Origin of the sequence: Lentzea xinjiangensis, from assembly GCF_900110955.1 — a bacterium.
Taxonomy (GTDB): domain Bacteria; phylum Actinomycetota; class Actinomycetes; order Mycobacteriales; family Pseudonocardiaceae; genus Lentzea; species Lentzea xinjiangensis.
On sequence record NZ_FOFR01000037.1, the window covers coordinates 16,119 to 27,653 of the forward strand.

2 protein-coding genes are annotated in these 11,535 nt (G+C 73.9%); both read right to left on the reverse strand.

The genetic code is table 11. The features are described from left to right. Positions 1 to 177: 177 nt before the first annotated feature. Positions 178 to 10,461, reverse strand: coding sequence for a non-ribosomal peptide synthetase (locus tag BMW88_RS39740; protein ID WP_089962094.1), 10,284 nt, complete (start codon positions 10,459 to 10,461; stop codon positions 178 to 180). A 41-nt stretch (positions 10,462 to 10,502) separates the two neighbouring features. Then, a complete protein-coding gene (locus BMW88_RS39745) occupies positions 10,503 to 11,534 on the reverse strand; it encodes an ornithine cyclodeaminase family protein (RefSeq protein ID WP_089962097.1) in 1,032 nt (343 codons plus the stop codon). Position 11,535: the final 1 nt, after the last annotated feature.

The following is an 11,535-nucleotide window of genomic DNA, read 5'->3' on the forward strand; positions in this document are numbered from 1 at the left end:
ACCGGGCTCAGGCCCTTGAGCGTGTGGAACTTGGGTGGCGCAACAACTCTCCCGGGTTGCGTGAGCCTGGTGTCCGCAGCGGCGGCTCGCTTGTGCTCCTGCGACGACGAACTGCTCTCCGAATGCCGGACCGGCTTCGGAGAGCAGTTCGTCGCGGTCACCCCTTCTCCCGTGTGCTCAGCTCATGAGCGCGGTCAGGACCTGGGCTACCTCGTGGACGTGAGGGGCGGTGAGCAGGTTCTCGTGGTCGCCGCGCAACGCGACGTCGTGCACGGTGCCGGTGGTGTGCGGCCGCCACGCCACCGGGTCGGCCTCGTTGAGCGACAGCGCGTCGCGCTCGGCGGCACGCAGCAGGTGCAGGTCGGCGCCGACCGTGCCGCGCGGGGTGTAACGGGTGGTGGCGGCACCGTTGGCCGCGTACACCCGCACGATCCGCCGCAGGACGACCGCGTCGATCATGTCCGACATGTGCCCGCCGATGCGCAGGTGACCGAGCATGGCGTCCACGACGGCCTGCTCGTCGCCGAGCGCGTCCACCCCGGCCATGCCGAGGTGCGCGGCGAACTTCATCACCTCGGAACCGGCGTCGTAGTCGGCGAACCAGCCGGGCACGTTCTCCGGGTCGAACACCGCGGTGTCCAGCAGCCCGACGAACGCGACCTCGCGGCCCGCGGCCTCCAGCAGCCGGGCGGTCTCGTAGGCGACCAGACCGCCGAACGACCAGCCGGCCAGCCGCACCGGCCCGTCCGGGGCGACCGCGCTGATCCGCGCGACGGCGTCGGCGGCGATCGCCTCGACGGTGTCCAACGGCTCGGTGTCCGCCTCGATGCCCAGCGACTGCAGCGCGTACACCGGTACGTCGTCGGGCAGGAGACGGGCGAGGTCGAGGTACGGCCCGGCCATGCCGCCCTGGGCGGGCAGCAGGAACAGCGGTGCCGTACCGGCGCTGCCGCGACGCAGCCGCAACGGTTCGCCGCCGGTGGTGACGGTGGCGAGGTCGCGCAGGGCGACCGCCAGCTCGGCGATGGTCGGGTGGCGGAACAGCAGGCCCAGCGACACCGGCAGGTTCAGCGCGGTGCGCATCCGGTCGACCAGGGTGATGGCCCTCAGCGAGTCGCCGCCCGCCGCGAAGAAGTCGTCGTGCGGGCCGATCACCGGAGTGCCCAAGGTGGACTGCCAGAGGTCGGCCAGCACCGACTCGGTCGGGGTGCGCGGCTCGTCGGAGCCGGTACCGCCGGTGCGCCGCACCGGGTCGGGCAGGAGCCTGCGGTCGACCTTGCCGCCGGTGCTCAGCGGCATGGCGTCCAGCACGGTGATGCTCGCCGGGACCATGTACTCGGGCAGGACGCCGCGCAGCTCGGCCAGCAGGTCCTCAACGGCGAACCCGGGGTTCGGCACCACGTAGCCGGCGAGCTGCTTGTGCCCCGGCCGGTCCTCGCGAGCCGCGACCACGGCCTCGCGGACCAGCGGGTGGGCCAGCATGCGCGCCTCGACCTCGCCCAGCTCGATGCGGTAGCCGCGGATCTTGACCTGGTGGTCGATGCGGCCGAGGAACTCCAGCTCCCCGTCGGCACGCCAGCGGGCGAGGTCCCCGGTGCGGTAGAACCGGTCCCCCGGAGCGCCGAACGGGTCCGGCAGGAACTTCTCCGCGGTCAGGCCCGGCCTGCCGAGGTAGCCGCGGACCACGCCGTCGCCACCGATGAACAGCTCACCGGCCACACCGACCGGAACCGGCTCGAGGTGCTCGTCCAGCACGTACATCCGCAGGTTGCCGATGGGCTTGCCGATCGGCACCGACGCCGAGTAGTCGACGTCACCGGGCGTGAGGTAGACCGAGCAGCCGACCACGGTCTCGGTCGGGCCGTACTCGTTCACCACCCGCGCGCCGGGCGCGATGCGCCGCAGCCCGGCCACCGTCTCCGGCCGGACCTCGTCGGCGCCGACCACGAACGTGCGCACCGACGACACCGCTCCCGCCGCCAACTGCCCGCTCAGGACGTCCGCGTGGCCTGGGGTGATCTTGAGCAGGCTGAAGTCACCGGGCGCGGTCAACAGCGCGGACAGCGGTTCGAGGCTGCGGTCCTGGTCGAGCAGCGTCACGTCCTTGCCACCGATCAGCGGCAGGAAGAAGTTGGGCACCGACAGGTCGAACGCGATGGAACCCACCATCGGCGCACCGGAAGCGCCATCGAGGCCGTAACCGTCAACGGCCCACCACAGGTAGTTGACGACGCCCCGGTGATGCACCAGCACACCCTTGGGACGACCGGTCGACCCGGACGTGTACATCGCGTAGATCAAATTTTCCGGCCCGGCTCCGGAGACGGGGTCGGTGTCGCCGTGCCACCCTTCGGCCGGGTCGTCAACGCACAGCACGCGGGCGTCGGTGGCAGGCAGGGCCGCACGCGCCGGGGCGTGGGTGAGCACGATCGGCGCCGCGGTGTCACCGAGCACATAGGCCAGCCGGTCGGCCGGGTGCGACGGATCCAGCGGCACGTACGCACCACCGGCCTTCAACACACCGAGCAACGCCACCAACATCTCCACACTGTGCTCGAAGCACACCCCGACGAACACATCCGGGCCCACTCCCCTGTCCCGCAACAAGTGCGCGACCCGATTCGCCCGCACGTTCAAGTCCCGATAGGACACCCGCGTCACACCGTCGACGATCGCCGTCGCCTCCGGCGTGCGAGCCGCCCACTCCTCGAACAACTCGTGCACGCAACGGTCAGCCGGGTAGTCCATCGCGGTGCGGTTCGACGCGTGCACGACCAGTTCGTGCTCGGCGGCGGGCAGCACCTGCACCGAGCCGACGGTGCCGCCGCGCACCAACCCTCGCAGGGCGTGGACGAAGTGCGCGACCGCACGAGCCGCGGTGTCGTCGTCGAGCCGGGCCCGGTCGAAGAACAGCTCGACCCCGAGGCTGTCACCTGACGGCGACAGCTCCAGCACGATCGGGTAGCCGTTGGCCGGCGTGACCGGGCTGGCCGCGCGCTCCCACCCGGCCTTCGCCAGGCCGTCGGCCTGCGTGCTCTCGTAGACGAGGATCGAGCCGAACAACGGCTGCCCGGCCGGGACGCCGCTCCAGCGCTGCACCTCGACCAGCGAGCAGTGCTCGTGTTCCCGCACGGCGAGCTGCTCGGCGTGCACGGCTCGCAGCCACTCCCCGACCGGCGCCGTGCGGTCCACCTGGACTCGCAGCGGCACGGTGTTCATCAGCAGGCCGACGATCTCACCGGCGTCGGCGAGCCCGCCGGTGCGCCCGGAACCGATCACGCCGAAGGTGACGTCGGGGGTGCCGGCGTAGCGGTGCAGCACCAGCGCCCACGCGGCCTGCAGCACGCTCGCCACCGACACCCGCAGGTCCCTGGCGGTGACGCGGAGCTCGCCCAGCAGGTCGGTGGGCAGCACCTCCACGTGCACGCCGGCGCCCGCCCGGCCGGTCGCGCGGTCCACCGACAGCGGCGTGGCCTCGGCGAGCGAACCGAGCCGCGAGCGCCAGAACCGCTCGTCGGCCTGCGCGTCGGCGGTGGCGAGCCAGGCGACGGCGTCGCCGAAGTCCGACCCGGCCGCGGCCTCACCGGCGTAGCGGGCGGCGAGCTCACCGAAGACCAGTGCCACGCTCCACCCGTCCACCACCAGGTGGTGCACCGTCCACACCAGACGGCAGCCGCCGGGGTGGCGGGCCAGCACGAGGCGGTGCGGCGGGGCGGTGGTGAGGTCGAACGGGGTGTGGAACTCGGCGGTGGCCAGGGCGTCGGCCTCCGCCGCGCCGGCGACGTCGACCACCCGCACGTCCGGTGCGGCACCGGCCCAGACCAGGTGCAGCGGGCGGGGCAGATCGGTCAGCGCGACCGTGGTCCGCAGCGCGGTGTGCGCGGCCACCACGTCGTGCCAGCAGGAGAGCAGCCGGTCGGTGTCGACATCGGCCGGCAGGTCCGAGACGTGCTGGCGGGTGTAGTCGTCGGAGTGCTCGCCCAGCATCGAGTGGTAGACCATGCCGGTCTGCAGCGGGGTGAGCGGGTAGGCGTCGACCAGGTCGGTGCGCCCGGTCAGCGCATGGGCGCGAGCAGCGAGCCCGGCCTCGTCGAGTCCACTGAGGACGAACGGCTGCCGCGCCACCGCCACGCCGCCGTCCGCCACGCCGCCGTCCGCCACGCCGCCGTCCGCCGCGGACACCGACGCGGCCAGCTCGGCCACGGTCGGCGCGCGGAAGACGCTCCGCGGCGTGAACTCCAGCCCGGCGGCGCGGCCGAGCGCGACCAGCCGCACGGTCAGCAGCGAGTCGCCACCGAGGGCGAAGAAGTCGTCGTGCACCCCGACGGCCGCGACGTCGAGCACGGTGCGCCAGATGTCGCAGAGCGCGCGCTCGACCGGTGTGCGGGGCGCGGTGTGCCCGGCTCGCTCACCGGCGTGGGCGGGTGCCGGCAGGAGCCTGCGGTCGACCTTGCCACCGGTGCTCAGCGGCATGGCGTCGAGCAGCGTGACGCTGGCCGGGATCATGTAGTCCGGCAGCGACCGAGCCAGGTGGGCGTGCAGGTCATCGACGGTGAAGCCAGGGCCGGGCACCACGTAGCCGGCGAGCTGCTTGTGGCCGGGCCGGTCCTCGCGGGCGGCGACGACGGCCTCGCGGACCAGCGGGTGGGCCAGCATGCGCGCCTCGATCTCGCCCAGCTCGATGCGGTAGCCGCGGATCTTGACCTGGTGGTCGATGCGGCCGAGGAACTCCAGCTCGCCGTCCTCGCGCCAGCGGGCGAGGTCTCCGGTGCGGTAGAACCGGTCCCCCGGCGCGCCGAACGGGTCCGGCATGAACTTGTCCGCGGTGAGGTCCGGCCTGCCGAGGTAGCCGCGGACCACGCCGTCGCCACCGATGAACAGCTCGCCCGCGGCACCGATGGGCACCGGCTCGAGGTGCTCGTCCAGGACGTACATGCGCATGTTGCCGATGGGCCGTCCGATGGGGACCGACGCGGAGTAGTCCACCGGGTCGGGCACCACGTAGGTCGAGCAGCCGACCACGGTCTCGGTCGGGCCGTACTCGTTGATGATGCGCGCTGCCGGCGCCGCCCGGCGCAGCGCCGCGGCGGTCTCCGGCCGCACCTCGTCGGCGCCGACCACGAAGGTGCGCACCGAGGACACGGAGGCGGGCGCGAGCTGGCCGCTCAACACGTCGGCGTGCCCGGGAGTGATCTTGAGCAGGCTGAAGTCACCCGGTGCGGCGAGCAGGGACGCGAGCGGTTCGAGGCTGCGGTCCTGGTCGAGCAGCGTCACGTCCTTGCCACCGATCAGCGGCAGGAAGAAGTTCGGCACCGACAGGTCGAACGCGATGGAACCCACCATCGGCGCACCGGAAGCGCCACCAAGGCCATAACCCTCAACGGCCCACCACAGGTAGTTGACGACGCCCCGGTGATGCACCAGCACACCCTTGGGACGACCGGTCGACCCGGACGTGTACATCGCGTAGATCAGATTCTCCGGCCCTGCCAGCGGCCGCGGGTCGGTGCCGGGCTGCGCGGCGAACGCCGCGTCGGCCATGTCGATCACGACCGCGTCGACCTCGGGCACGGCGTGACGCACGGCGGCCTGGGTGAGCACGATCGGCGCCGCGGTGTCACCGAGCACGTAGGCGAGCCGGTCGGCCGGATGCGACGGGTCCAGCGGCACGTACGCACCACCGGCCTTCAGCACACCGAGCAACGCCACCAACATCTCCACACTGTGCTCGAAACACACCCCGACGAAGACGTCCGGACCCACCCCCCTGTCCCGCAACAGGTGCGCGACCCGATTCGCCCGCACGTTCAAGTCCCCATAGGACACACGGGTCACACCATCGACGACCGCAGTCGCCTCCGGCGTACGAGCCGCCCACTCCTCGAACAACTCGTGCACGCAACGGTCAGCCGGGTAGCTCATCGCCGACCGGTTGGAGTCCAGGACGACGGTGGCCAGCTCCTCGGCGGAGAGCAGCGGAACCGCACCGACCGTGCCACCGGCCCGGCTACCGGCGACCAAGCCGCCGAGCACGCGGACGAACCCGTCGGCGAGGCGCCGGGCGGCCGGCTCGGGCAGCACGGCGCGGTCGAAGTACAGGTGCAGCGCCGAGACGCCGCCGTCCCCGGTGGCGATCGTGGGCTCGACCACGACCGGGTAGCCGGTCATCGGCAGCTCCCCCGGCCCGTCGAGACCGGTGTCGCGCGGGGTGATCCGCAGCCCGGCCACGTCGTCGTAGTGCTCGACGCCGCCCTGCGGCACCAGGATGCTGTGGAACAACGGCTGCCCGGCCGGTACTCCGCTCCAGCGGTGCACGTCGACCAGCGAGCAGTGCTCGTGCTCGCGCACCGCGGACTGCTCGGCGTGCACCGCGAGCAGCCAGCGGTCCACCGTGGCGGACCGGTCGACGGCCACGCGCAGCGGCGCGGTGTTCATCAGCAGGCCGACGATCTCACCGGCGCAGGGCAGGTCACCGGCCCGGCCGAGGGAGGTGCTGCCGAAGGTCACGTCCGGCTCGCCGGAGTAGCGGTGCAGGACCAGCGCCCACGCGGCGTGCAGCACGCTCGCCACCGACACGTGCAGCCGCGCCGCCAGCTCCCGCACACCGCTCACCAGCGACTCGGGCAGCTCGGCCCCGGCGGCGCCGACGCCGGACAGGCCGGTGGCCCGGTCAACCGACAGCGGGGTCGCCGCGGCCAGCGCACCGAGGCGGCCGCGCCAGAACCGCTCGTCGGCCGCGGTGTCGCGCGCACGCAGCCACTCGACGAACGACCGGAACGGCGCCGCGGGGCGCGGGGTCACGCCGCCGTAGCGGGCGAGCAGCTCGCGCAGCACCAGTCCGACGCTCCAGCCGTCGACCAGCAGGTGGTGCACCGTCCACAGGAGGCGGTGGGACGCGCCGGTCGAGGCGAGCACCATCCGGTGCGGGGTGTGTTCGAGGTCGATCGCGGCCCGCTCGGCGCGCACCAGCCCATCCCAGTCGGCGGTGCCGGTGACCGCGAGGCCACCACCGGTGTGCCGCACGACCTGCACGGGCTCCGCGCCCTGGGTCCAAGCGCAGGTGGTGCGCAGCACCGGGTGCGCCGCGACGACGCTGGCCCAGGCGGCGGCGAGCCGGTCGGCGTCGAGCGGCCCGTCGAGGTCGAGCACGAACTGGCGGGTGTAGTCGCCGGAGCCGGCGTCGAGCGAGTGGAACAGCATGCCGGTCTGCAGCGGCGTGAGCGGGTAGGCGTCGGCCAGGCCGGTGCGGTCCAGCGACGCCGGCGCCAGGGCGAACGGCTCGTGCTCGACCACCACGCGCGGGCCTGCACCGGCCGCGAGCTCGGCCACGGTCTGGTGGGCGAACACGTCACGCGGTGCGAGGGTGAGCCCGCGCTCGGCCGCGAGCAGCACGACGCGCAGGGCGGCGAGCGAGTCACCGCCCAGCTCGAAGAAGTTGTCGTGGACGCCGACCCGGTCGGCGCCGAGCACGGTGCACCACAGTGCGGCGAGCACCGCCTCGGTCCCGGTGCGCGGGGGCTCGTGCGCGCTGCCCGCGATCTCGGGGCGCGGGAGGCGGGCGCGGTCCACCTTCTGGTTGGGGGTCAGCGGCAGTGCGTCGAGCACGACGACGGCTGCCGGGACCATGTAGTCGGGCAGGTCGGCGCGCAGGGCGTCACGCAGCCGATCGGCCTCGGCGGAACCGACCACGTACGCGGCGAGCGTGCGCCGGCCGGGCCGGTCCTCGCGGGCCACCACGACCGCCTGCTCGACACCGGGGCAGGCCAGCAGCCGGGACTCGATCTCGCCCAGCTCGATGCGGTAGCCGCGCACCTTCACCTGGTGGTCGGTGCGGCCGAGGAACTCCAGCAGCCCGTCGGCTCGCCAGCGGGCCCGGTCGCCCGTGCGGTACATCCGCGCTCCGGGCGGCCCGAAGGGATCCGGTACGAACCTCTCCGCGGTGAGCCCCGCCCGGCCCAGGTAGCCGCGGGCGACGCCCGCGCCGCCGATGGTCAGCTCGCCGGCCACGCCGACGGGGACCGGGCGGTGGCGCTCGTCCAGCACGTACAGGCCGGTGTTGGCGACCGGGCCGCCGATGGCCACGCCCGCCGCAGGGGCGGTCACGTCGGCGGCGGCCGACCAGATCGTGGTCTCGGTGGGGCCGTAGACGTTCCACAGCACCTCGACCCTGGCCCGCAGCGCGACGGCGAGGTCGGCCGGCAGCGCCTCGCCGCCGCACAGCGCGACCAGGCCGGGCGCACCGGCCCAGCCCGCCTCGACGAGCAGCCGCCACGCCGACGGGGTGGCCTGGGTGAACCGGGCGCCGGAGCCGGTGATGGCCGCGGCGAACGCGTGCGGGTCGGCGGCCCGCTCGTGGTCGACGAGCACCGTGGTGCCACCGGCGACCAGCGGGAGGAACAGCTCCAGGCCGGCGATGTCGAAGGAGACGGTGGTGGTGGCGAGCATCGTGTCGCCGTCACCGAACCCGATGCGCTCGCCGAGGCCGCACACCAGGTTCGCCAGCGCGCCGTGGTCGATCAGCACGCCCTTGGGCCGGCCGGTGGAGCCGGAGGTGTAGATGGCGTAGGCGAGGCGCTCTGCGTCGCCCGGTGCCGGCCGGACCGGGTCGGCGGCGGCGATCAGGTCCCGGTCGCCGTCGAGCAGCACCGGCCGCGCCGGGGTGGTGAGGCGGGCGCCGATCGCCTCGGTCGTGATCAGGACCGGGGCCGCGGCGTCGCCGAGGACCATGGCGAGCCGGTCGGCGGGGTGGGTGGGGTCCAGCGGCAGGTAGGCGCCGCCGGCGCGCCACACCGCGAGCAGCGCCACGAGCAGGTCGGCGTCGTGCGGCAGGCACACCCCAACCAGGCACTCCCGCTCGACGCCGACGGCGCGCAGGTGCCCGGCGAGGCGCCCGACGCGTTCGGTCAGCTCGCGGTAGCTCAGCGCGGCACCGGCGCCGTCCCGGACCGCGACGGCGTCCGGGGTGCGTGCGGTGACGGCGGCGAGCAGCTCCTCGACGGTGCCGGCCGGGATCTGCGGCGAGTGATCGCGGCCCAGCGCCAGCAGTGCGGTCAGCGCGGCCGGGTCAACGGAGTCCACTTCGGACAGCCGAGTGCCCGGTGCGGACGCGAACCGCTCGACGACGCGGGCCAGGTGCGCTGTCATGCGGTGCGCGGTGTCGCGGTCGAACAGGTCGGTGGCGTAGTAGACGACCAGCTCGATCGCGTCACCGTCGTCGACGGTGAACAGGGACAGGTCGAACTTGGTCATGCCGTTGTCGGCGTCGACCGGGGTGACCTCGACCCCGGCCAGGTCCCACCGCTCGGACGCCGGGCCGGTGTGTTGGAACAGCACCTGGAACAGCGGGTTGCGACCGAGCGTGCGGGCCGGCGCGACCGCGTCGACGACCTGCTCGAACGCCACGTCCTGGTGGGCGAGCGCGTCGCGGACGACCGCGTGCTGGCGGGCGAGCAGCTCGCGCACCGTCGGGTCCCCGGACAGGTCGGCGACCAGCGCCACCGTGGTGGCCAGCAGCCCCACCACGTCCTGGCTGTCGGCGTGCGTGCGGGCCGCGACGACCGAGCCGACGGCGAAGTCGTCCTGGCCGGACCAGGTGCGCAGCAGCACGGTGAACGCGGTGAGCAGCGCGCTGAACTCGGTGACCCCGGTGCCGGCGGCCAGCGCGCGCAGCCCGGCGCTCACCTGCGGGGTCAGCCGGTGGCGCACGGAGCCACCGCCGTAGCTGGGGTCGCGCGGCCGGGGGCGGTCGGTCGGCAGGTCCAGCACCGGTGAGACGCCGGCGAGCCGGTCGCGCCAGTACGCCAGTCCCGCCGGCTGCGCGCGCCCGGCTTGCCAGGCGGCGACGTCGGCGTACTGGACCGCGACCGGCGGCAGGTCCACGGGCTCGCCCGCCGCGAGCGCCCGGTAGGCGGCGTCGAGCTCACGGGCCAGCACGCCGAGCGACCAGCCGTCGACGACCAGGTGGTGGGCGTGCAGCACCAGCAGGTGCTCGTCGGTGGCGCGGCGGAACAGGGTGAAGCGCACGAGCGGGCCCTCGGCGAGGTCGAACGGCCTGCGCACCTCGGCGTCGGCACGGGCCAGCACCTCGCCGTGGTCCGCACCGCGCACGTCGGCCACGCGGAACGCGGGCTCGGCGTCCGGTGCCACGACCTGCACCGGTCCGCTGTGGACGGTGCTGCGCAGCACCTCGTGCCTGCGCAGGAGCACGGCGGCGGCGTCGCGCAGGGCGTCGACGACCACCGGTCCGCGCAGCCACAGCACGCGGTGCACGCCGTAGAGCGCGTTGTTGGGCAGCAACTGGTCGAGCACCCACAGCCCGCGTTGGGCTGGCGAGAGCGGCGCCGGGCCGCGGTCCTCCCGGCGTGGGATGCCTGTGACGGCCTTGGTGGCGCCGGCCAGCCGCCGCGCCAGCAGCGCCCGCTTCGCGTCCGACAGGTCAACGGTGTCATGTGCCGTGTACATCCGCGTCCTCGCTCGTGCTCGTGCGGTCTCGGGCGTTGGGGTCAGCGGTCCAGCAGGGTGCCGAGGTCCAGCTCGCGGGCCACGCGGAACACCTCGCCGGCGAGGGCGACGTCCTCGACCGCCATGCCGAACGGGTTCACCAGGATCGTCTGGTCGTCGGCGACGCGGCCGGGGCTCACGCCGGCGAACACCTCGCCCAGCTCGCCGTGCACCGCGGGCACGCCCTGCCGGGGCACCTCGTCCGGGCCGGTCAGCTCGCCCGCGCGGTGCATCCGGCCGAGCAGGCGGTGGGTGTCGTCGCGCACCAGCGACCAGTCGTCGACCAGCAGCAGGTCGCAGCCGGCGACCACGTCCGGGCCGACGTCGTCCAGCGACACGTTCACCACGACAGCCCCCTGGCGCAGCCAGGACATCTCGATGTAGGGCGTGGTCGTGGTGGTGCACGGCATGACCAGGTCCGCGCCGTCGACCGCGGCCCGCGCCGACCCGGCGACGACCGCGTGCACGCCGTGCGCGTCCAGGTGCGGGCGGAGCCGCTCGACGAAGGCCGCGGCCCTGGCCGGTACCTGGTCGAAGACGGCGAGCTCGGCGATGCCGTCGAGTCGTTCGGCGAGCAACCGCACGTGGCTCTCGGCGATCACGCCGGAACCGATCACCGCGGCCGTCCGGGCACCGGGCCGCAGCAGCTCGGCGGCCGACGCGACGGACACCGCGGCGGTGCGCAGCGCGCTCACGTGAGCGGCGGCCATCAGGCAGGTGATCCGTCCGGTGTGGACGTCGAAGACCATCGTCAGCCCGCTCGCCCTGGGCAGGCCGTGGTCGACGTTGTCCAGGCTGGCGTTGATGACCTTGGTGCCCGCGGCGGGCTCGCGGCCGAGCACCATCGCCGGCATGTTGATGCTGCGCGCGGACGCGCCCGCCGGGGTGGTCCAGCCGAGGTAGGCCTCAGCGGGCAGCACGACCTCGTGCTTCGCGTGGCGCACCAGCACCTCGCGGATCACGGCGAGGGGGTCGAGCAGGTCGCACGCCTGCCGCGTCTGGGCTTCGGTGAGGTAGCGGATCGGGTCGCGCATG

Excerpts from the sequence above, each read along its gene's own strand:
- BMW88_RS39745 (WP_089962097.1), bottom strand. The coding sequence starts at position 11,534 with ATGCGCGACCCGATCCGCTACCTCACCGAAGCCCAGACGCGGCAGGCG.
- BMW88_RS39740 (WP_089962094.1), bottom strand. The coding sequence starts at position 10,461 with ATGTACACGGCACATGACACCGTTGACCTGTCGGACGCGAAGCGGGCG.